Annotated in this window: 20 protein-coding genes; 13 read left to right on the top strand and 7 right to left on the bottom strand. The window is 71.9% G+C overall.

What is annotated here, in order from left to right; genetic code table 11:
* Positions 1-419 precede the first annotated feature (419 nt).
* On the bottom strand, positions 420-674 hold the full coding sequence (locus tag DEJ06_RS00180) for an acyl-CoA carboxylase subunit epsilon (protein WP_111038025.1): 255 nt from the start codon (positions 672-674) through the stop codon (positions 420-422).
* Entirely contained in the window at positions 674-2,269 is a 1,596-nt protein-coding gene (locus DEJ06_RS00175; protein WP_071406413.1) for an acyl-CoA carboxylase subunit beta, read from the bottom strand. The genes DEJ06_RS00180 and DEJ06_RS00175 overlap by 1 nt, the downstream gene beginning before the upstream one ends.
* A 74-nt stretch (positions 2,270-2,343) precedes the next feature.
* On the opposite strand from DEJ06_RS00175, the gene DEJ06_RS00170 reads away from it, so the two are divergent.
* The 3 genes from DEJ06_RS00170 (at position 2,344) to DEJ06_RS00160 (ending at position 5,075) form a co-directional block, all read left to right on the top strand.
* Positions 2,344-3,144 (top strand): biotin--[acetyl-CoA-carboxylase] ligase, encoded by an 801-nt coding sequence (locus DEJ06_RS00170; RefSeq protein ID WP_111038024.1) that lies wholly within the window; start codon positions 2,344-2,346, stop codon positions 3,142-3,144.
* A 4-nt stretch (positions 3,145-3,148) separates the two neighbouring features.
* Positions 3,149-3,697: a PH domain-containing protein gene (locus DEJ06_RS00165; RefSeq protein ID WP_071244247.1), complete on the top strand. Its 549-nt coding sequence runs from the start codon at positions 3,149-3,151 to the stop codon at positions 3,695-3,697.
* Between the two features lie 70 nt (positions 3,698-3,767).
* The gene (locus DEJ06_RS00160) at positions 3,768-5,075 is read left to right on the top strand and encodes a UDP-glucose/GDP-mannose dehydrogenase family protein (protein WP_071406414.1); all 1,308 of its coding nucleotides are present in this window, start codon (positions 3,768-3,770) and stop codon (positions 5,073-5,075) included.
* A 71-nt stretch (positions 5,076-5,146) separates the two neighbouring features.
* Here the strand turns inward: DEJ06_RS00160 and DEJ06_RS00155 are convergent, their stop codons facing one another.
* Positions 5,147-6,349 (bottom strand): glycosyltransferase, encoded by a 1,203-nt coding sequence (locus DEJ06_RS00155; protein WP_146245772.1) that lies wholly within the window; start codon positions 6,347-6,349, stop codon positions 5,147-5,149.
* Between the two features lie 48 nt (positions 6,350-6,397).
* Between DEJ06_RS00155 and DEJ06_RS00150 the strand changes: the two genes are divergently transcribed.
* Both DEJ06_RS00150 and DEJ06_RS00145 read left to right on the top strand, forming a co-directional pair.
* Positions 6,398-7,621, top strand: a complete 1,224-nt coding sequence (locus tag DEJ06_RS00150) for a polysaccharide pyruvyl transferase family protein (RefSeq protein ID WP_181433309.1) — start codon at positions 6,398-6,400, stop codon at positions 7,619-7,621.
* A 131-nt stretch (positions 7,622-7,752) separates the two neighbouring features.
* The gene (locus DEJ06_RS00145) at positions 7,753-7,980 is read left to right on the top strand and encodes a hypothetical protein (protein WP_111029457.1); all 228 of its coding nucleotides are present in this window, start codon (positions 7,753-7,755) and stop codon (positions 7,978-7,980) included.
* A 6-nt stretch (positions 7,981-7,986) separates the two neighbouring features.
* Here the strand turns inward: DEJ06_RS00145 and DEJ06_RS00140 are convergent, their stop codons facing one another.
* On the bottom strand, positions 7,987-8,937 hold the full coding sequence (locus DEJ06_RS00140; RefSeq protein WP_111038021.1) for a GH25 family lysozyme: 951 nt from the start codon (positions 8,935-8,937) through the stop codon (positions 7,987-7,989).
* Positions 8,938-9,073: 136 nt separating this feature from the next.
* Positions 9,074-10,351, bottom strand: coding sequence for an acyltransferase (locus DEJ06_RS00135; protein ID WP_181433031.1), 1,278 nt, complete (start codon positions 10,349-10,351; stop codon positions 9,074-9,076).
* Positions 10,352-10,457: 106 nt separating this feature from the next.
* Here DEJ06_RS00135 and DEJ06_RS00130 point away from each other — a divergent pair, with 106 nt between their 5' ends.
* Together DEJ06_RS00130 and DEJ06_RS00125 are read left to right on the top strand one after the other, a co-directional pair.
* On the top strand, positions 10,458-12,329 hold the full coding sequence (locus tag DEJ06_RS00130; protein WP_111233383.1) for a glycosyltransferase family 39 protein: 1,872 nt from the start codon (positions 10,458-10,460) through the stop codon (positions 12,327-12,329).
* Positions 12,330-12,439: 110 nt separating this feature from the next.
* The gene (locus DEJ06_RS00125) at positions 12,440-13,471 is read left to right on the top strand and encodes a lysylphosphatidylglycerol synthase domain-containing protein (RefSeq protein WP_111029461.1); all 1,032 of its coding nucleotides are present in this window, start codon (positions 12,440-12,442) and stop codon (positions 13,469-13,471) included.
* A 291-nt stretch (positions 13,472-13,762) separates the two neighbouring features.
* Here DEJ06_RS00125 and DEJ06_RS00120 read toward each other — a convergent pair whose 3' ends face one another.
* On the bottom strand, positions 13,763-15,319 hold the full coding sequence (locus DEJ06_RS00120; protein ID WP_111038019.1) for a DUF2142 domain-containing protein: 1,557 nt from the start codon (positions 15,317-15,319) through the stop codon (positions 13,763-13,765).
* Between the two features lie 15 nt (positions 15,320-15,334).
* Complete coding sequence (locus DEJ06_RS00115; RefSeq protein WP_071406423.1) at positions 15,335-15,823, bottom strand: GtrA family protein; 489 nt, start codon at positions 15,821-15,823, stop codon at positions 15,335-15,337.
* Between the two features lie 113 nt (positions 15,824-15,936).
* Between DEJ06_RS00115 and DEJ06_RS00110 the strand changes: the two genes are divergently transcribed.
* From DEJ06_RS00110 to DEJ06_RS00085, 6 genes are all read left to right on the top strand, one after another.
* A complete protein-coding gene (locus DEJ06_RS00110) occupies positions 15,937-17,073 on the top strand; it encodes a 5-(carboxyamino)imidazole ribonucleotide synthase (protein ID WP_111038018.1) in 1,137 nt (378 codons plus the stop codon).
* Between the two features lie 222 nt (positions 17,074-17,295).
* On the top strand, positions 17,296-18,951 hold the full coding sequence (locus DEJ06_RS18465; RefSeq protein ID WP_111038017.1) for a glycoside hydrolase family 6 protein: 1,656 nt from the start codon (positions 17,296-17,298) through the stop codon (positions 18,949-18,951).
* Between the two features lie 85 nt (positions 18,952-19,036).
* Entirely contained in the window at positions 19,037-20,134 is a 1,098-nt protein-coding gene (locus tag DEJ06_RS00100) for a hypothetical protein (protein WP_111038016.1), read from the top strand.
* A 9-nt stretch (positions 20,135-20,143) separates the two neighbouring features.
* Positions 20,144-20,656, top strand: coding sequence for a 5-(carboxyamino)imidazole ribonucleotide mutase (purE, locus tag DEJ06_RS00095; RefSeq protein WP_111031915.1), 513 nt, complete (start codon positions 20,144-20,146; stop codon positions 20,654-20,656).
* Between the two features lie 40 nt (positions 20,657-20,696).
* Positions 20,697-20,975 (top strand): hypothetical protein, encoded by a 279-nt coding sequence (locus DEJ06_RS00090; RefSeq protein ID WP_111038015.1) that lies wholly within the window; start codon positions 20,697-20,699, stop codon positions 20,973-20,975.
* 237 nt (positions 20,976-21,212) lie between these two features.
* Positions 21,213-21,980, top strand: coding sequence for a family 16 glycosylhydrolase (locus tag DEJ06_RS00085; RefSeq protein ID WP_111029466.1), 768 nt, complete (start codon positions 21,213-21,215; stop codon positions 21,978-21,980).
* Positions 21,981-21,989 lie beyond the last annotated feature (9 nt).

Below are 21,989 nucleotides of genomic sequence, written 5' to 3'. Positions count from 1 at the left end.
ACCATGTCGCTGTCGTACGACGTCGACGGTGTCGTTCCGGATCGGCCTCGCCAGCCGCCCCGCCAACCGCACCGACGCCCGCCCGCACGCGCCACACGCCCCGGAAACGGGGAACGGGCCGGTCGGATACCGACCGGCCCGTTCACGACCCGAGGCTGAGCGACAACCCGAATGTCGCCCTGCCTCGCAGCGGGCGGTGGCTTCGTACCCTAGTCGGCCACCGTCCTGCGATGTCTTTCGTTGAAGGACACCGAACACCAACTACTATGCCGACGCACGAGCCGCATGTCAGTCGTCATTATGGGGGACAATTCCGCCATTTCCGGTCCGTATCCACTGAACGTGTCCCCCGAGTGAGGGGATACCGACCGGGAAGTGCGCCCTGCAACCGTTCCGGTCGCCCGCGCACCAGGGGTACATCAGCGGAGCGATCGGCCCCAGGCGCCCGGTCCGTGGTCGAGCGGGCGGCGGAGTCCGCGGGCCGCGGCGTCCCACCCGGTGCGGGGTTCGACGACCACGGCGGCTCGTCCGGCGGCAGCGGCCTCGTCGGCCTGGCGCTGCAGGACGGCCACGACGGCGGCGAGTTCCTCGGGGGTGGGGTCGCCGGCGACCACCCGGACGTCCGCCACCGACGCGGGTTCGTCCGAGGGCACGGCTGCTGCGTGGCGACCCATCAGAGGGGGATGTTCCCGTGCTTCTTCGGGGGCAGCGTGGCGCGCTTGCCCCGCAGCGACCGGAGGGCCTTGATGACCGACACGCGCGTGGCGTGCGGCTGGATGATGCCGTCGAGCTCACCGCGCTCGGCCGCCAGGTACGGCGACGCGACGTTGTACGTGTACTCGTTCGCGAGCTTCGTGCGGACCGCGGCGACGTCCTCGCCGGACTCCTCGGCGCGCTTGATCTCGGCGCGGTACAGGATGTTCACGGCGCCCTGGCCGCCCATGACGGCGATCTCGGCGGTCGGCCACGCCAGGTTGATGTCGGCACCGAGCTGCTTGGAACCCATGACGATGTACGCGCCGCCGTAGGCCTTGCGGGTGATGACGGTGACGAGCGGGACGGTGGCCTCGGCGTAGGCGTACAGCAGCTTCGCGCCGCGGCGGATGACGCCGGTCCACTCCTGGTCGGTGCCGGGCAGGTAGCCGGGCACGTCCACCAGGGTCAGGATCGGGATGCCGAACGCGTCGCAGAACCGCACGAAGCGGGCGGCCTTCTCGCCGGCGTCGATGTTCAGCGTGCCGGCCATCGCCTGCGGCTGGTTCGCGATGATGCCGACCGTGCGGCCCTCGACCCGGCCGAAGCCGATCAGGATGTTCGGCGCGAAGAGCGGCTGGACCTCGAGGAACTCACCGTCGTCGACGATGTGCTCGATGATCGTGGTGACGTCGTACGGCTGGTTCGTCGAGTCCGGGATCACGAGGTCGAGCTCGTGGTCGGCGTCGGTGGTCTCGAGCTCCGGGGCGACGTCGTAGGCCGGCGGGTCGGACAGGTTGTTGTCCGGCAGGAACCCGATGAGCGAGCGCGCGTAGTCGAGCGCGTCGGTCTCGTCCTCGGCCAGGTAGTGGGCCACGCCGGAGACCGCGTTGTGCGTCTGGGCGCCGCCGAGCTCCTCGAAGCCGACGTCCTCGCCCGTGACGGTCTTGATGACGTCGGGGCCGGTGACGAACATGTGGCTGGTCTTGTCGACCATGATGACGAAGTCGGTCAGGGCGGGGGAGTACACCGCACCGCCGGCCGCCGGACCCATCACGATGGACAGCTGCGGGATGACGCCGGAGGCCTGGGTGTTCAGGCGGAAGATCTCGCCGTACTTGCCGAGCGCGACGACGCCTTCCTGGATGCGGGCGCCGCCGGAGTCGAGGATGCCGATGATCGGCACGCCCGTCTTCAGCGCGTGCTGCATGACCTTGATGATCTTCTCGCCGGCGACCTCGCCGAGCGACCCGCCGAAGACCGTGAAGTCCTGCGCGTAGACGGCGACGTTGCGGCCGTGGATCGTGCCGACGCCGGTGACGACCGCGTCACCGTAGGGGCGCTTGGCGTCCATGCCGAACGACGTGGTGCGGTGCCGCACGAACTCGTCGAACTCCACGAAGGAGTTCTCGTCGAGCAGCTGCTCGATGCGTTCGCGCGCGGTGCCCTTGCCCTTCGCGTGCTGCTTGGCGATGGCGGATTCGCCCGCGGCGGTCACGGCCTCGTGGTACCGGTCGCGGAGGTCGGCCAGTCGGCCGGCCGTCGTCGACAGATCGGGGGTGTCTCCTGAAGTCACCCGCTCACCCTACCGGCGGGTGCCACGCTGCCGGTTGGAGGACCCCCACGGTTCCTGCCCGTACATTTGCGTGCATGTCCACATCCCCGTCGCCGTCGTTCCCCGCCACCAGCGCGGCTGTCCGGTCGGCGGGCGCGACGATCACCGTCCCCGCCGAGACCGGGTCCACGAACGCGGACCTGCTCGCCGCCGCCCCCGAGCAGCAGCACGGCAGCGTCGTCGCGACCCTGCACCAGACCGCGGGTCGGGGCCGGCTGGACCGCACCTGGACCGCTCCGGCCGGTGAGACGCTCGCCGCCAGCGTGCTCGTCCGTGCGGACCTGGACGACCACGACCGCGGCTGGTTGCCGTTGGTCGCCGGGGCGGCGATGCGCGACGCGATCGCGTCGGTGCTCCCCGCCGGCGCCGACGTCGTCGTGAAGTGGCCGAACGACGTGCAGGTCGCCGGGGAGAAGGTGTGCGGGATCCTCTGCCAGGTCGCCGCCGACGGCAGCGTCGTGGTCGGGGTCGGCGTGAACCTGACGATCCCGGCGGACCGGCTGCCCACCCCGACGTCCACCTCGCTCCTGCTCGCCGGCGCGGTCGACGACGCACCCGCCCTGGCCGACGCGGTCCTGTCCGCCTTCCTGCGGTCCGTCCTGGAGGCGGTGGCCGGCCTGGTCACCGGGGGTCCCGCCGCCGAGACGGTCCGGTCCCACGTCCGCGCCGCGTGCGGCACGATCGGTCGCCGCATCCGCCTCGAACTGCCGGACGGCACCGTCGAGGAGGCCGACGCGACCGGCATCGACGACGCCGGCCGCATCACGATCCGGGACCAGGCGGGCGGCACCAGGGGCGTCGCGGTGGGGGACGTCACCCACCTGCGGTATGCATGACGGCATGACCGCCGAGCCCCCGCCCGAACGTGTCGTCGCACGCCTGCGACCACACGCCCGTCGGCTGGTGCGCCCGGCGGTGTTCGTCGTGCTCGTCACCGCGGCCGGCGGGTTCGGCTTCGGCGTGTTCCAGGCGCAGCTGGCGTGGCTGAACGCCGTCGTCGCGCTCGTCGTCGTGGTGCTCGTCGTGTTCGGCGGTGCCGTCCCGCTGTTCCGCTGGATGTCGGAGCGGTACGTCGTCACCACGCGTCGCCTGGTCGTGGTCAACGGACTCGGCACGCGGACCCGGCGGGAGCTCCTGCACTCCCGCGGCTACGACGTGACCGTGCGGCGCCGCGGGCTGCAGGGGCTGTTCCGCTCCGGCGACGTGCTCGTGTTCCCCGGCGACGATCCCGCCGTCGTCCTCGCCGACGTGCCGCACGCCGACCTCGTCGTCGCCGTCCTGCACGACCTGGTGGAGGCCTACGAGGCCAGACGCCGGCACCGTGAGCCGGACTGGGACGAGATCGTCGGCGGTCCGGACCGTCCGCCGTGGGGCGACGTGCGGGCCTGACCCGGCCGCTGCGAGCCTCGTCGCGGGCGTCGTGATGAGACTTCGGCGAGAAACCGGTACCTTCTTCGACGTGCGTATCTCTGTGATCGGCTGCGGCTACCTCGGTGCCGTGCACGCCGCCTCCATGGCCAAACTCGGACACGAGGTCGTCGCCGTGGACGTCGACCCCACCAAGATCGAGCGGCTCGCCGCGGGCGAGGCCCCCTTCTTCGAGCCCGGCCTGCCCGAGATCCTGACCGAGGCCCTCGAGTCCGGTCGGATCCGGTTCACCACCGACATGGCCGAGGTCGCCGGTGCCCGCGTGCACTTCCTCGCCGTCGGCACCCCGCAGGGCCCCACCGGTGCCGCGGACCTGACCTACGTCAACGCCGCCGTCGCCGCGCTCACCCCGCACCTGTCCGCCGGCGAGTTCGTCGTCGGCAAGTCGACCGTGCCCGTCGGTACCGCCGCACGCCTGGCCGCCGAGGTCAGCGAGGCCGTCCCCGGTGCCACGCTCGTCTGGAACCCCGAGTTCCTGCGTGAGGGCTTCGCCGTGCAGGACACCATCGCGCCGGACCGCTTCGTCTACGGCGTGCCGGACGGCGAGGCCGGCGAACAGGCCGTCGCCGCCCTCGACGAGGTCTACGCCGAGGCGCTGTCCACCGGCACGCCCCGACTCGTCGTCAACCTGCCCACCGCCGAGCTCGTGAAGATCAGCGCCAACGCGTTCCTCGCCACGAAGATCTCGTTCATCAACTCGATGGCCGAGATCGCCGAGGTCGCCGGTGCCGACGTGACGGCGCTCGCCGACGCGATCGGCCACGACGCCCGCATCGGCCGGAAGTTCCTGAACGCCGGCCTCGGCTTCGGTGGCGGGTGCCTGCCGAAGGACATCCGTGCGTTCCAGGCGCGGGCGAACGAGCTGGGCGTCGGGGAGTCCCTGGCGTTCCTGGCCGACGTCGACGCCACGAACCTGCGTCGTCGCGCCCACGTCGTCGAGCTGGCGCAGGAGCTGCTCGGCGGGGTCGTCAGCGGCAAGCGCGTCGCGGTGCTCGGCCTGGCCTTCAAGCCGAACTCCGACGACGTCCGCGACTCGCCGGCCCTGGACATCGCAGCCCGCCTGCAGGAACTCGGCGCCGTCGTCTCGGCGTACGACCCCGAGGCCGTCGTCACCGCACGCCGCGTGCACCCCGAGCTCGACTACGTCGAGAGCGCGGCCGAGGCGCTGGGCGGGGCGGAGCTCGTGCTCGTGCTCACCGAGTGGACCGAGTTCCGGGAGCTCGACGCGACCGCCGCTGCCGCACTCGTGGCGTCGCCCGTCGTCATCGACGGCCGCAACTGCCTCGATCGTGACGCGTGGACCGCCGCCGGCTTCACGTACCGCGGCATGGGACGCTAGCCGCGACCGACAGGAGGCCCGGTGCCGGTCCGTGGGACCGGCACCGGGCCTCCGGTGTGTTCGCCGCGTCGTCAGCCGATGGCCGCGCGCAGCACCGCCCGGTAACGCTCGCCGATCCGTTCGGTGGAGAACTCCGCTGCCGAGACGACGGCCTGCTCCTGGTAGCGCGAGCGCGCTGCGTCGTCGGTGAGCACGCGCTGCAGTGCTGCGCGGAGCGCCGGGACGTCGCCCGGGGGCACGAGCACGCCGGACACGTCGTCCTGCACGACGTCCCGGATGCCCGGCAGGTCGCTCGCCACGATCGCGGCCCCGACCGCCGCGGCCTCGAGCAGGGTGACCGGCAGCCCTTCCTGGTCGCCGTTCGCCGCGGGGATCGACGGCACCGCGACGACGGTGGCCGACGCGAGGGTCTCGAGCACCTCGGTGCGGCCCCGCTGGCCCAGGAACGTCACCGGCAGCCCCGCCGCCTGCTGCTCGAGCTGGGCGCGGTACGGGCCGTCGCCGACCACGGTGAGCCGCCAGGGCACGTCGTCGCCCAGGCCGCGGAGTGCCTCGATCAGGTTGCCGAAGCCCTTCTTCTCGACCAGACGACCGACCGCGACCACGTGGTGCTCCTGCGGCGCGACGCGGGCACGGGTGTCGCGGGCCGGGCCGAGGTCGACACCCATCGGGATCACGGTCGAGCGCGACTCGGGGACGCCCCACTCGGTCAGGCGCTCGCGCATCTCGGAGTTCACGGTGGTGACGTGCGCCGACCGTCCGAAGATCCAGCGCTTGAGCCGGACCAGGGGAGCCGCACGGAGCGCGTAGATGTCCCCGCCGTGGGTCGTGACGACGACGGGCACACCCGGGGCGGCCAGCGTCGCGACGAGGGCCTGCGGGATGGCCCAGTGCGCGTGGATGACGTCGGGCCTCGCGGAGCGCACCACGCGCCGCACGGTCAGGTACTGCGCGAGCACGAGCGCGGGCACCTGCACGATGCGGGAGCGCCGCTCCTTGAGGTTGTCGAGGATCGCGCCGTCGGCCAGGTCCTCGAAGCGACGCGGGAAGTACGGGTAGCGGCGCACCTCGACCTCGCCGAGGCGCTCCTTCGCGGCACCGCCCGGCACGCGGGGGGTGAGCACGAGGGTGTCGAACTCGGTGGCCTCCTGGTGGGCGAGGTCGAGCACGAACGCCGGAACGCCGTCGTCCGGACGGGCCGGGAACGTCGAGCCCAGGACGAGCAGGCGGGGGCGGTCCTGGCGGGAGCGGGCGGAGCGAGTGGTGCGGGACATCGTGCCTTTCCGGGGCTGGCGGGGGACGGTCCGGTAGGCTCTCACCCCGTGCGCGTACTGATCCACAATAGCGATTCGCCCCACAACCGCGGGGACCGGGCGATCCTCGCCGGCAACGTCGAGCTCGTCCGTCGCCGGTGGCCGGACGCCGAGATCGTGTCCCTGTCCCAGTACCCCGAGCGGGACGCCGCGTGGTTCGGGATCCGGTTCCTGCCGGTCTCCCCGTACAGCACCGGCATCGGCGACCTGTTCGCGCTGCTCCGTGCCGCTCGCGGCGCCGACGTGGTGCTCTGGGGTGGCGGCGAGATCCTGAAGGACTACACGAACAAGCTCGGCCTCGTGTACTGGTTCGGCAAGATGCTGCTCGTCCGTGCGGTCAACAAGAACCTCGTCGGGGCGTTCCAGGGCATCGGCCCGACCACCGCCGGGGTCAGCAAGCGCCTGATCCGCGCCACCGTCGACCTGTGCAGCGCCTTCGCCGTCCGCGACGACGAGTCCCGCGAGAAGCTCCTGTCCTGGGGCGTGAAGACGCCGATCGTGTCGTCCTTCGACCCCGCGGTCGTCGGGACGGTCACCCCGCCCGACGCCGAGGTGCTCGAGCGGCTCGAGCGCACCACCGGCCTGACCGCCGAGCAGCTCGAGGGCTCGATCGGCTTCGGCGTCCGTCGCTGGTTCCACTACAAGCGCAGCGGCTGGATCCCGTTCCGGTTCCTGCCGAAGCGCTTCCGCCAGACCGGTGTCGACAGCGACAAGCTCGTGACCTACCGGCAGGCCGTCGCCGACCTCGCCGACCGTGTGATCGACCGCTGGGACGCCGACGTGGTGTTCTACCCGATGCACATGGAGGCGTCCGAGGGTGACGCCGCCTTCGCCCGCGAGGTCATCGCGCTGATGCGGCACGCCGACCGCACCCACGTGGTCGAGGCCGACGAGTTCTCGCCGTCCGAGTACGCCGGGCTGATGTCGCGCAGCCGCCTGTTCCTGGCGAGCCGCCTGCACTCGGCGATCGTCGCGACCATCGCCGGGGTCCCCGCCGCGGTGCTCTACTACGTCGACAAGGGCCGTCTGTTCTTCGAGCAGATGGGCCAGCAGGCCTACTCGAAGCCGATCGAGGCGGCACTCGAGCCCACGTTCGTCGACGACGTCACGGCGCAGCTCGAGGCGCTCGACGCGGACCGCGACGCGGTCCGCGCGCAGCTCGCGCAGGGCGTGGCCCGCATGGCGACCGCCCTCGACGCCGACTTCGCCGAGGCGACGCGCGACGTCCGCTGACACTGTGCGCTGACACGGCGGGTGCGAACCCGCGCCCGTGACGGACAGGAGGCCCGTGGCGACACCGCCACGGGCCTCCTGTCCGTTCGCGGTGGCCGAGCGCCGGGGGCGCGCGCCCCTAGGCTGACGACATGACCGAGCGTCGATCCCTCACCGTCGCCGGCGGCGTCACCGCCGCCATCGGCGGAGCCGTCTCCGGAACCGGGGCGCTGATCCTCACCGTGTACGCCGCGACCGGCGGGAGCTTCCCGTTCGGTGCGGCGTTCCTCGTCTTCGCGGGTGGGCCGTTCCTGCTCGTCGGCGCGGTGCTGTTCGCCGTCGGCTGGTGGCAGGGCCGTCGATCGCAGCGACGTCCCTGACGGGCGTCAGCTCGTCCGGGACGCGAAGCGCTTCAGGTACGTGATGTCGTTGCGGTAGACGTCCTGGTCGCCGGGGAGCGTGCCGCTGGCCGCCCACTGCCAGAAGGTCCACTTCGACCAGCTGCGTCCGAGGGTGCCGGGGGTGGTGAAGTTCTTCACCGGGTAGATCGCGACGAACAGCGGGTTCTTCGAGAACTGGTTGCTGTTGTTCGTGCAGCGCTTCCACCAGTCGGTCGTGGTGTAGATCGCGGGGTACCGACCCGTCTTGGCGACGACGGTCCGGTTGAAGTCCTTGATCCAGGTGCGCATCGCGCCCCACGACTTGCCGTAGCAGGTGCCCTGGGCGGCGCTGCCGTACTCGATGTCGAGCAGCGGCGGCAGGGTCTTGCCGTCCTTGCTCCACTGGCCGCCGTGGGCGAAGAAGTAGTTCGCGGTCGCGGCGCCGCTCGCCTGGCTCGGCTGGGCGTAGACGTAGCCGCCGCGGTACAGGTTGCGCTGCTTGGCGGTGGCGTACTGCTGCTTGTAGGTGGAGCTGACGTACGAGGTGCCCTCGGTCGCCTTCACGTACACGAACCGGGCGCCGTTGCGGTAGGCCTGCAGGAAGTTGACGCTCGGCTGCCACGCGCTGATGTCGAAGCCCTGCACTCGGCCGGGGGGCGGCCCGCCGGCGGTGGCGGCAGCGGCCGACGAGCTGAGGGACTGTGCGCTCACGCCGCCGCCCGAGGTCGCGTCGGGGGAGGTCGTCATGTGGGTCTCACCGGCGTGGGCGGCGATGCCGGCACCCATGGTGTGGTTGCCGGTGCGGTCCATCTCGGCGATGGAGAGCTGCTGACCGGTGTCGGTGCCTGCGGCGGCGGTGGCGGTCGCGCCGACCGCCGGGCCGCTGCCGAAGGTGATGACCCCGGCGACGGCGGCAGCGGTGCCGAGCCCGAGGATCCTGCTGATGGGTGCGCGCATGTGGTCTCGTCTTCCCTGTCGAGATGCCGTGGGCCTGATCTCCCACGCCGCGGTCCGAGCGATGCTACCCGGACTCGGCGACACCTGTCCGTGAGACGCACAGGGGCAGCGTCGGATGCGGTGTCCGCTGTCGGGGCTAGCGGGCGGTGCGGGTGCCCTCGTCGTCCGTCTCGACCTCGGGCAGGCGCCCGCGCGAGGAGACCTCGCGGGTGGCGTGCTTCTGCCGGCGGTTCAGGAAGTTGCGCTCCACGAGCCACCACATCCCGACGCAGATCGCCAGGGTGATCGGGATCACCACGAAGACCATCATCAGGAACTGCCACTTCGGGTACAGGCCCATCGGCAGGAGCAGCAGGTTGCCGAGTCCGAGCAACGGGCTGTGGAAGAGGTAGATCGTGTAGGACACGAGGCCGGCGAGCACGAACGGCTTCCACGCGAAGAAGCGTGCGAGCCAGGTGTGCTCCCCGGTGACCGCCTTGCGGCCCATCCAGGTCAGCAGGATGCCGGCGAAGATGCCGAGGACGACCTCGGACGGCCAGGTCTGGTGCTGCCAGTAGTCGCGGTTGCGGAAGAAGACGAGGAGCATGCCGACGAACATCGCGGCCACGAACACGCCGCTCTGCCACCGCGGACCGCCGAGCTTCGAGGCGTTCAGCTTGCCGGTCAGGTGCTCGTCACGGGCCTTGACGGTGAGCTCGGCGGCGAGCATGCCGACCGCGAAGAGGCCGACGAACCACGGGTGCATCCACGAGTAGCGGCTCTCGGAGCCCATCCACATGCCGATGAGGACCAGCGAGGACGCGGTCGCCCACCCGCCGAAGACCTTCCAGAGCGGCAGGATCAGCAGCGGCATGAGGAAGTAGATCTGCCACTCGACGGCGACCGTCCACATCGGGCCGTTGATCTTGCCGATGTACTGCGGGAAGAAGTCGTGCACCAGGAAGAAGTGCGTGAGGAAGGTGCCCCAGCCCATCGGCAGCTTCGTGTCCCACTGGGTGCCGCCGGGCTGCCCCATCACCGGGACGAACAGGATGATGAGCGCGAAGACGACGAGCGACGCCCAGTACGGCGGGATGATCCGTCGGGCGCGGCGCCAGATGAACTTCCAGAAGCCGCCGGGCAACCGGTAGCGGTCGAACCGGGTCACCACGGGCAGCATCAGGACGTAGCCGGACAGGACGATGAACAGCGGGACGCCGAGGTAGCCCCACCCGATGAACGGTCGGAGCCACGGCAGTTCGGTCGGCCCGGTGCCGGTCGTCCCGGTGAAGAGGTACGCGTGGTAGAACACCACGGCCAGGGCGGCGAGACCGCGGAGCCCGTCCAGGTACGGGAACTCGAGCCGGCCCCCTGCGCGGGGAGCGGCCGCCGTCGGTTCGGCTGCGGATTCGGCTGCGCGGGTTTCGGTGGCCAACGAACGTCCTCGAGGTGGTCGGAGCGGGGTCCCCGGCAGTCTCCCACACGCCGAGCGGGGCCCGCGATCCGCCTCGGTGCGGTCCGGCAAGCGAACGGATGTCATGATGAAGCACGTGACCGTGACGACGACCGCAGCACCGCAGAGCACCCACGAGCCCGCACGACGGCGTTCGGGGGCGGGTGCGCGACGGTACCGGCACGTCGTCGCACCCCTGATCCTGGGCGTCCTCGTGGTGATCGGGGTCGCCCTGAGCGCCGCCGTGGCGTACCACAACCGCCTCGGCGTGACGAACGTCGACGGCATCTCCTACATGGGCATCGCGCGCGAGTACGCGAACGGCTGGCTGCCCGACGCGATCAACGCGTACTGGTCGCCGCTGGTCTCGTGGATGATGGCGCCGTTCATCGCCCTCGGGCTCGGCATGCAGACGGCCTTCGCGATCGTGAACTGCTTCGCCGTGGCCGTCGTGCTCGGCATCGGCGGGTGGCTGGTCTGGTCGCAGAACCACCGCATCGTCCCGGCCGTGCTCTTCATGGTCACCGCGATCCCCGCCCTGATGAGCGCCGTGTCGGTGCAGACCCCGGACCTGCTCGTCGTCGCGTGGATCGTCGGGTTCCTCTGGGCGCTCCGGTGGGCCGACCAGGCGCTGCACGGCTCGACGCGTGCGCGGGTCGCCTCCGGCGCGGTGCTCGGCGTTGTGGCCGCGCTCGGGTACTTCACCAAGCTCTTCCTGCTGCCCGTGGCCGTCGGTGCGGTGATCCTCTGGCTGCTGCTGCGCGTCTGGTCCGCCCGTCGCCGCCGCGAGCCCGTCCGGCACTGGTGGACGGCCCCGGTCGCCACGATCGTCGTGTTCGCCGTCGTCATCGCCCCGTGGGTCGGCGCACTGACCCTCAAGTACGGCACGGTGACGCTCGGGTCGTCGCTGTCGGTCAACATCGGTTCGAAGTTCGACGACGGCGGCCGCGCAACGGACTGGCCGTTCCTGCCGGTCCCGCCCAACGACCACGCCTTCTCGCCCAACGAGGACTTCACCCCGTCGGTCTACAAGCAGGGCCCGATGGACAACCCGGACCCCGCCGTGGTGCCGCCGCCCACGCAGTCGACCACCGAGGACACCGCGCCGAAGGTCACGAAGGAGTCGGGCATCGCGGCCCGCGCCGGGTACTACCTGCACGAGCGCATGCTCGCCCTGCCGTACTACCTGCAGAAGATCAGCACCTTCGCCCCGTTCGCGGCGCCGATCGCCCTGCTCTTCGCGGCGGCACTCGTCATCGGTGTCGTGCGGTTCCGCCGCTACGCGTTCACCTGCATCGTCGCGGCGACGACCCTGGTGTACTTCGTCGGCTACGGCATGATCACCTCGTCGTCGAGCGGCGGCGGCAACGCCCGGTACTACTGGCCGTTGTTCTACCTGACGGCGATGATCGGGGCGCTCATGCTGCCGGCCGTCTGGCGGCTGGTGCGCCGTCGGGGTGTGGTCCGGACGATCGTGGCGTGCGTCGCGATCGCCGTGGTGCCGATCGCCTCGTACACGCAGAACTGGTTCGGGTCCCCGGCACCGTTCTACCCGTCGGTCAACCGCACCGAGGCGCTGCGCGTGTTCGGGCCCACCGACGTGCCGGAGATCGTCCGGCTCGCCGACCAGATCCGGGCGAGCGGCGCGCTGCCCGAGGACGCCACCGTCATCGGCTCGAACTACCGCTCGCTCTCCTCGCTCGCGTTCCTGACCGACACGCGTGTGTACGGTCGCTCAGGTCAGGGCTACACGTACCACTCGGACGCGATGCGCAACCTGTTCATCGACGAGGGTGTGCAGTACTTCGTGCAGTTCGACCCGGCGACCGCCCCGGCCCGCGACTACTCGGTGGCCGGCAAGCTGGTCGGCACGTACAACGCGACGATCTCGTGCAGCGCCGACCGCTCCACGGACCCGGAGATCCCCTGCCGCGTGCAGATCGTCAAGCTCGCCCGGTGACGCTCGACCGGTGACGTCCCCGGCACCCGCTCCCTGCGGCAGCACCGCAGGGAGCGGCCCGCCCCAGCGTCTACCATGACCTGAGCCCGTGACCTGAGCAGGAGACCCGTTTGTCCGCAAGCACCAGCGACACCCCCGCGCCCGAGGGGAAGCGTCCGTCGAAGCGACGACGGTTCCTCGGCAAGGCGATCCCCATCGCCTTCTACGTCCTGCTCGCGGTGTTCCTCGTGCTGTACGTCCGGAGCGTCGACTGGGGACAGCTCGCCGGGCTCGACTGGCAGTGGTCGTGGGTGATCCTCGCGACGGTGATCAGCCTCGGCTTCCGGTACTGGGGTGTCGGCATCTGGTTCTACCTGCTGCGACGGCTCGGCGCGACCGGGCTCAAGGGCAGCGGCGTCACCCTGACCTACGTGTACGCGAAGTCCTGGATGGGCCGCTACATCCCCGGTGCCGCGACCTGGATCATCGGCAAGGTCTACTTCGCCTCGAAGCACGGCGTCTCGAAGGCCCGCCTCGGCGTGAGCGGGCTGCTCGAGGGCGCCCTGCAGATCGCCGCGACCCTGGCCCTGGCGCTCGTGCTGCTGCTCATCGACCCGCGCACGCACAACCTCGACCCGTGGCTCATCGTCCTGATGATCGCGGCGTTCGTGGGCTGCGTCGTCTGCCTGATCCCGCGCGTGTTCGTGTTCCTGATCGGGATCGCGCTGAAGATCCTGCGTCGCAAGCCGCTCGAGGCCGACGTCCGTCCGAACCTCGGCACGGTCCTCGGCGGAGCCGGGCTCTACGTCGCGGGTGCGGTGCTGTCCGGCACGGCGTACTACTTCATCACCCTCGGCGTGTACCCGTCGCTGAAGCTCACCGACGCGGCCTTCGTGATCGGTGCCGCGAGCATGGCCTCGGCGATCAGCATGCTGGCCGTCTTCGCCCCCGGTGGACTCGGCGTCCGCGAGGGCGTGCAGGCCCTCCTGCTGGCGCTCGTCATGCCGGCGCCCATCGCACTGGTCGTGGTCGTCGTCACCCGTGTCTGGAGCCTCGCGGTCGACGGACTCTTCCTGCTCTGCGCCGCGGCCCCGACGTGGTTCCGGCGCAACCGCCCGACCGACGACCCCTCCGCGGTCGAGGGCGGCGTCCCCGCCGCCTGACGCGCGGCGCGCGCAGCGCTTCGTGAGCAGCAATGGTCGGGTCCGGATGACGGACCCGACCATTCCTGCTCACGGAGTGGGGCACCGGTCGCGCGTGATGACGGACGGGAGGCCCGTGCCAGCTGGCACCGGGCCTCCCGTCCGTCTCGTGGGGCGTCCACCGCACGCCGCGCGCCGTCCGCCGAGGGGTCACGAAGTGTCGCCTGCGGCCGCGCCTGCCGACAGTTCGCGACCCCTCGGCGCCGCGCCTGCGGCACGTCGTGCCACCGCGGCGCTCCGCAGCCGGGCGTGTCAGCGGACGGGAACCGTCGTCGACAGGGTCCGACGGTCGGCGCGCGCGACCTGCACGACCGACGCGACGAGCCCCACCGCGACCAGGGCCACGACGACGACGAGCACCGCGGGTGGCACCGGCCCGATCTCGGAGTACCGCAGCAGCCCGCGGCCGGTCACCGGGAACAGCGCCGCGTTCCAGAACCAGGCCGACGCCACCGCGAAGCCGTACACGCCCACCGCGGGCAGCACGACGGCCAGCGCCACCGCGGCCCAGGTGCGTGCCCGGCCGGCCGGCACCAGTCGTCGCCACGCGAGCGCGCTCAGCACGATCAGGCAGACGATCGCGGGGAAGTAGTACCGGCCCTGGGTGGCGGCGACCTCGGTGGTGGTGAGGTACGAGTGCGCGCTCGTGCGGTTCTGGATGCCGATCAGGAGCGCCGGGAACACCGCGAGGCACAGGGCCACCCGCAGGTCCGGGCCGCGGCGGAACGCCCAGCCGACCAGCACCACGAGGGCGACGAGGGTCAGGACGGCGGTGAGCAGGTCGCCGATGGTCACCTGGGCGCGACCGCCGAAGCTGCCCCAGAACGTGCGCGACAGGGTGCCCCAGCTGACGTCGAGGAAGTGTCCGAGCGTGGGGCTCTCGCCCGGCGGGAAGTCCTTCGGGGGCCGCATCGCCGTGTAGCCGTTCGGCTGGATCCGGCCGTACGACACGAGGTTGTGCAGCCACCACCAGGCACCGATGCCTCCGGAGACCGCCATCGTGACGACCGTGCGGACGATCCGTTGCCGCAGGGACAGCACCCCGGCACCGGCGAACAGCACCACCACCGCGACGAACGGCACCGCCGGCAACCCGGTGCCCTTGATCCAGACCAGGGCCCCGAGGACCACCGCCAGTGCGATCGTGGTGCGCCAGCGGGTGTCGCCGGTGAGCAGACGGGTGGCGAGCCAGACGACGATCCCGGCGACGAGCAGCACCGGGGCGTCGTTCGAGAACGACGAGCCGATGGACGCGAGTTCGGGCGTCGCGAACACGGCGAGGGCCCCGATCAGCGCGGCGCGGGGGCTGCGGGTCACCCGGCGGACCGACGCCCAGGCGAGCAGCGGGAGCGCGGTGACGGCCAGCACGTCGGCCAGCCGGAGAGCGACGAACGCGTGGTCCCAGCGGAGCTCGCCGAAGTCGACGGCCCGGAGCACGGCGGCTCCGGCCAGGTACGCGGTGGGCGGGTGCTGGGTCATCTGGTTGACCGTCGCCGAGGGTCCTGGTGCGTTCTGCAGCAGCTCGCTCACCGTCGACCACTCGTTGGACGGCTTCGTCGCCTGTTCGACCTTGGCCGCCTGCACGGCGTTGGTGACGTGCAGCTCGCCGGGGGCCGCCCACGCGTCCCCGAGGGCGACGTGCACGGCGGCGTCGATGTGCGCGGTCTCGTCGGGGGCCTCGAACACCGGGACGAGCAACGCCCACGCCACCAGCCAGAGCCCGAAGGTCGCCGTGATCACCGCGATCGCGACACGTTCCCAGCGCGCGGTGCGGGGTGGGGCGGGGGTGGTGGTCATCTCGGCCGTCACCCCACCGATCCTAGGTCAGACGTCGTGGGGGACCCGCGGGCCGTCGGACACCGACTCGTCCGCGGCGGCCGGCTGCGTGGCCGTGCGCTCGGGGTGGTAGACCCAGACCTTGTAGAGCCAGAACCGGAAGACCGTGCCGAGCACGAGCCCGATGATGTTCGCGACGTTGTCGGCGAGCACCGAGGTGAGCCCCATCGCGTAGTGCGACACCCCGAGGCAGGCGAGCGCGATGACCATGCCGCCGAGCGACACGACGACGAACTCGATGCCCTCGCGGGTGGCCACGGCGCGACGCTGCTCGCGGAACGTCCAGTACCGGTTGCCCATCCAGTTCACGAAGATCGCCACGACGGTGGAGATGACCTTCGCCCAGAACGGCCCCGAGTGGACGTCCTCGGGGTTCAGGACGGTGATGCGCAGCACGTTGAACACCGTGGTGTCCACGACGAAGCCGACGGCACCGACGACGCCGAAGCGTGCCAGCTGGGCGATGAGGCGCCGCACGAGCCCTCCAGGATCCGTAGAGTTGTGACCGGTCGTGCAGAGCGCGACCCGAACAGCGATTGTAGACAACGCGTTCCCACCGCACGGTGGGAGCGCCGGAAGGATCACACAGCATGGCGTTGCGCGTCGGGGTCATCGGTGGAGGACAGCTGGCACGGATGATGGTGCCGGCCGCGGTCGAACTGGGGATCGACATCCGGGTGCTCGCCGAGGGGCCGGGCATGTCCGCCGCGATCGCCGCCACCGCCGAGGGCGACTACCACGACGCCGCCACGGTGCTCGAATTCGCCCGACAGGTCGACGTCGTGACCTTCGACCACGAGCACGTGCCGCAGGACGTCCTGCGCAGCCTGGTCGATGCGGGCGTGTCGGTCCACCCCGGACCGGACTCGCTGGCCGTCGCCCAGGACAAGATCACCATGCGTCGCCGGCTGAGCGAACTCGGACTGCCGGTGCCCGACTGGGCGGCCGTGCAGGGACCCGACGACCTCCGAGCGTTCCTGGCGGACCACGGTGGCCGTGCCGTCGTCAAGACGCCGCGGGGCGGGTACGACGGCAAGGGCGTCCGGGTCGTCTCCGACGCGTCCGACGTCGACGACTGGTTCATCGCCGTGGCCGAGGCCGGCGGCGACCAGGCCCTCCTGGTCGAGGAGCTCGTCCCCTTCACCCGCGAGCTCGCGCAGTCCGTGGCACGCCGTCCCTCCGGGCAGGTCGTCGCCTGGCCGCTCGTCGAGACCGTGCAGCGCGACGGGGTCTGCGCCGAGGTCATCGCACCGGCGCCGGACAGCGCCGGCCGGATCGCCGACCTGACCGAGTCGATCGCCGTCCGCATCGCGGAGGAACTCGGTGTGACCGGCGTGCTGGCGGTCGAGCTGTTCCAGACCGACGACGAGCGCATCCTCATCAACGAGCTCGCGATGCGTCCGCACAACACCGGGCACTGGACCATCGACGGCGCCACCACGAGCCAGTTCGAACAGCACCTGCGCGCCGTCCTCGACCTGCCGCTCGGGGCCACCGGCTCGTTCGCCCCCGCGTCCGTCATGGTCAACGTGCTCGGCGGGCCCGCGGACGGCGACCTCGCCGCCCGGTACCCCGCAGCGCTCGACGCCTTCCCCGAGGCGAAGTACCACTTCTACGGCAAGGCGCCCCGGCCCGGCCGGAAGATCGGGCACGTCACGGTGCTCGGCGACGACGTCGACGACGTCGTCTACCGCGCCCGCGCGGCCGCGGCGCACTTCGACGACTGAGGCGGTGTCCGCGACACCGGGTCGCGTCCTCGACGTGACCGGATGACGGACGGGAGGCCCGTGGCGACGCCGCCACGGGCCTCCCGTCCGTCACGGGTGCGGGACACACTTGTCGGCCGCTCTGCGGACACCCCCTCGGGTGGCACCCGCTCGGGAGGCTGGCGGGAGCCGGGAGCGCATGTTCCCCTGGTACAGTCCGCGCCCACCGTCCAGGGAGTCCCCATGCGCCGCCGTCCGCGTCGTGCCGCCGTCTGCGGTGCAGCCATCGCCCTCGTCGCAGCCGTCGCCGGCCTGCTGCCGACCGCGACCGCGTCCGCAGCGACCTCGGCCTCGACCATCCGCTCGGCCACGTCCGCGTCGCTCTACGGCGCCGGGCCGTACCGGTCGCCGACGAGCGAGGCCGCGAAGGCGCAGGCCGCCCTGGCCGCCACCGACCCGGCCGGGGCCGCGGCGGCGAAGACCATCGCCGGGTACCCCGTCGCGACCTGGCTCGGCGACTGGAGCCAGGGGACGCAGCTGACCAAGACCATCAGCACTGCCCTCACCGGTGCCGAACAGTCCGGCACCACCCCCGTGTTCGTGCTCTACGCGATCCCCGACCGTGACTGCGGCGGGTACTCCGCCGGCGGCTTCGACGAGGGGTCTTACGACGCGTGGGTCGACCAGGTCACCGCGGCGCTGGCGGGACACCGCGCAGCCGTCATCGTCGAACCGGACTCGCTCGCGATGCTCAGCAACGCCAAGTGCAGCACCGCGCTCGACGAGCAGCGCTACCGGATCCTCTCCCGCACCGTCGCCGGGCTGACCGCCGCCGGGGTCCCCGCCTACCTGGACGCGGGCAACTCGAACTGGGTGCAGCCCGCGCTGATGGCGTCGCGGCTGAACAGCGCGGGCGTCCAGCAGGCCCGCGGGTTCTTCACCAACGTGGCGAACTACTACCCGACCGCGCAGGAGCAGGCGTACGCGCAGAAGGTGTCCGCTGCCACCGGGGGCTCGCACTACGTCATCGACACCTCGCGCAACGGGCAGGGCTGGCGTGGCACCTGGTGCAACGGGCCGGGGGCCGGGCTCGGCACCTCGCCCCGGGTGGTGTCCGACGGCACGGCGCTCGACGCCCTGCTGTGGGTCAAGACCCCCGGCGCGAGCGACGGCACCTGCAACGGGGCGCCGGCCGCCGGCAAGTGGTTCTCGACCTACGCACAGGCCCTCGTCGCGAACGCACGCCTGGGTGTGCCCGCCGCCGACCTGACCCCCCGTGGCACGCTCGAGGCCGTCGCCGGCACCGGCGGCGGCGTCCGCGTGTCCGGGTGGGCCTACGACGAGGACGACCCCACGCAGCCCGTGCGGGTCCGGGCCACCGTCGACGGTGTCCCGGCCGGCGTCACCACCGCCGGGCTCGACCGGCCGGACGTCGACGCACGCTCCGGGGTCGGCGCGACCCACGGCTTCGACGTCGTGGTGCCCACCGCGGCCGGTGCTCGCCGCGTCTGCGTCACCGCGGTGAACATCGGCGCGGGGTCGGACACCCCGCTCGGTTGCTCGACCGTCCGCGCCTACCGGCACGACCCGTACGCCGAACTGGAGTCCGCGAAGGCCGTGACCCGGGGCATCGCGGTGCGCGGCTGGGCGTTCGACGGCGACGCGGTGGCCTCGGCGAGCCGGGTGGCGATCACCGTCGACGGCAAGCGGGTGACGTCGCTGGACGCCGGTCGGAAGCGCGCCGACGTGGACGCGACCTGGGGCTCCGGCGGGTCGCACGGCTTCGCGGGCACCGTCCGGGCGGCGGCCGGCAAGCACACCGTCTGCGCGGTCGTCCACAACACCGGGAGCGGAGCGGACCGCAGGGCGTCGCCGTGCCGGACGGTGACGGTGCGCTGAGGCGGCGTCCGCCGTGCGGCGTTCCGCGCGGCGTTCTCCGTGCGGCGTTCGTCGCACGGTGCGCGGCGTGCGAGAGGATGGGCGCATGCCGCGTGATCTCGTCCGCCGGGCCGCCGGACGCCTGCGCCGCGCCGTCGCAGGTGCCCCGCCACAGCCGGCGCCCCTGCCCGTCCTCGGGTACGTCGTCGCGGGCGGTGGCGGCGCCCACCCGGCCTCGGCACACGTCCGTGTCGTCCGCCGCACCGAGCACCTGGCCGCGAGCGGCACCGCCGAGGTGCGCCAGGTGGACCCGGCGGCGTTCGTCGACGGCTCCGACCAGGCGCCCTACGCCGCACTCCTGGTGCAGCGGGACATCCTTCCCCTCGACAGCGTGCAGCCGTTCCTGGCAGCCGCCGCCTCCCGGGGCATCCGCGTCGTGGCCGAGGTCGACGACGACTTCTTCACCGAGTCCGGACGCGCTCGCTTGGCCCGCGCCGAGTACGACCCCGACCGGCTCGCCTCGATCGACGCCCTGGTGCGCGGTGCCGACACCGTCGTCGTGAGCACGCCCGAACTCGCCGACGTGGTCCGTCCGGTGGCGCGGGACGTCGTCGTCGTGCCGAACGCCCTCGACCCGACGATCTGGACTGCCGGCCCCACCGCGGACGACGACGAGCGGCCCGCGGGGGAGCACCGGGTGCTGTACATGGGCACGCTCACCCACGCCGCCGACCTCGAGCTCCTGCGAGACGTCTTCGCCGACCTCACCACCGCCGACGGCACCCCGATCCGGCTCGAGGTCATCGGGGTGACCGACGAGGGCGGTGCCGACTGGTTCCGCCGGGTCGAGGTGCCCGACGGGCACTACCCGGCGTTCTCCCGATGGCTCGTGGCGCACCGGGAGCGCTGGCGGGCGGGCGTCGCACCGCTCCGCGACGAGGAGTTCAACCGCGCGAAGAGCGACCTGAAGTTCCTCGAGTACACCGCGCTCGGGCTGCCCGCCGTGGTGTCCGACCGTCCGTCCTACGCCGTCGCACGGGCCCACGGCGCCGTGGCCGTGCCGGACGACGTGCCGGCGTGGCGGGACGCCGTCCGGACCGCCGTCGACCGTGGCCGGGCGGACGAGGGGGCGGCCCGCTGGGTCGCCGAGGACCGCACGATCGGCCGTGACCGCGACACCTGGCGACGCGTGCTGCTCGGCTAGGCTCGTCGCGTGACCGACACCGCCGCACCCGCACAGCCGCTCGTCTCGATCATCATGGGGTCGGACTCCGACTGGCCCACCATGCGGGCCGCGGCGGACATCCTCACCGAACTCGGCATCCCGTTCGAGGCGGACGTCGTGTCGGCGCACCGCACGCCGGACAAGATGACCCGCTTCGCCCGCGGCGCCGCCGCCCGTGGCATCCGGGTCGTCATCGCCGGGGCCGGTGGCGCGGCACACCTGCCGGGCATGGTGGCCTCGATGACGACGCTCCCGGTGATCGGTGTCCCGGTGCAGCTCGCGCGTCTCGACGGCCTCGACTCGCTGCTCTCCATCGTGCAGATGCCGGCGGGGATCCCGGTCGCGACGATGGCGATCAACGGTGCCGCCAACGCCGGTCTGCTGGCCGCGCGCATCATCGGTTCCTCGGAGCCGGTCGTCGCCGCTCGCCTGACCGAGTACGCCGACGGGCTCGAGCGCCTGGTCGAGGAGAAGGCGGCGCGCCTCCGCGACTCGCTCTGAGGCCGCCGCTGTGGGGTCCGAGCCGCGCTACGGTAGCGGGATGCGCCGCGCCGTCCCCGTCCTCGTCCTCGTCCTCTCCGCGGTCGCCGTGGTCGCCGCGGTGGTCTGCGTGGTCGCTGCGCGCGCGGCCGGTCCGGTGAACCCCGTGGCGGGGTGGTTCCGTGGCGCGGGCCCGGACGTCGTGGCGACGAAGTCGCAGTTCGATTCGTGGTTCGCGGCGCTCCACGTCGCCGAAGCCGCAGCGGTCGTCGCCGTCCTCGCCGTGGTGGCCGCCGTCGTGGTCGCCGTGGTCGCTCGACGCCGTCGCGCACGTCCCTGACCCCACCACCCGACGTCGGCGCGCGGCTGATCCGACCGATGCCGACGCCACGCCACGCGCACTGACCAGGACTTCTTGCCCGACGGCTGATCCTCGCGCAAGCCCCGTGTACTGGGGGTGCGCTGAAGTGTCAACCCCCAGGCGCAGATTGTGGACAGCAACTACCGTGAACGCCGGGTAGCCGAGATCCGGCCGCCCGGCACCCACGGGAACGGGTGCGAACAGTCACGTCAGGGAGTGACCGACCTCATGCAGAAGCGCACCACCAGGAGGGCCGCACTCGCCGTCGTGCTCCTCGGAGCAGCACTCGTCGCCGGACCGCTCGGTCAGGGGACCGCAGCGACCGCCAGCTCGGCACCGCTCGGCGACGTCGGGAACTTCAAGCAGACCTTCCGCGAGCAGTTCAGCACCGCGGCCAGTGCGAAGGGCGCCTTCGCCAAGAAGTACGCCAACTCGTGGCAGCCGTACCCGGACGGGACCGGCGGCATGTACTACTCGGGTTCGCAGATCAGCTCGCACAACGGGTACATGGACGTCAAGCTCGACGGCAAGCACGGCGCCGCCGGCACCTTCGGCACACCGACGGGAGCCTGGGGCCACAAGGGCGGCAAGTTCATCGTCCGCGCCAAGGCCACGGGCGGCGCCGGCAACGGCGCAGCATTCATGCTCTGGCCGTCGTCCGACCGCTGGGCCGACGGGGAGATCGACTACCCCGAGGCCAACTTCGACCAGCAGCCGATGCTGCACCACCACTCGATGATCGCGGGCCAGGAGGCCAACGCGACGAGCCTGAGCACCGGCGTCTCGTGGCGCTCGTGGCACACGTACTCGATCGAGTGGATCCCCGGGAAGTCCGTGCGCTACCGCCTCGACGGCAAGGTGATCAAGACGATCACCTACGACGTGCCGAAGACCGCGCACCGCTACATGTTCCAGGTGGGCGACTGGGGCGACGCGGGGCACCTGTACATCGACTGGGTCAGCACCTACACGTACAAGGGCTGACGCGCTCCG

This window comes from Curtobacterium sp. MCLR17_051, assembly GCF_003234395.1.
Taxonomy (GTDB): Bacteria; Actinomycetota; Actinomycetes; order Actinomycetales; family Microbacteriaceae; genus Curtobacterium; species Curtobacterium flaccumfaciens.
This window is presented reverse-complemented; position numbering and strand designations above follow the sequence as displayed.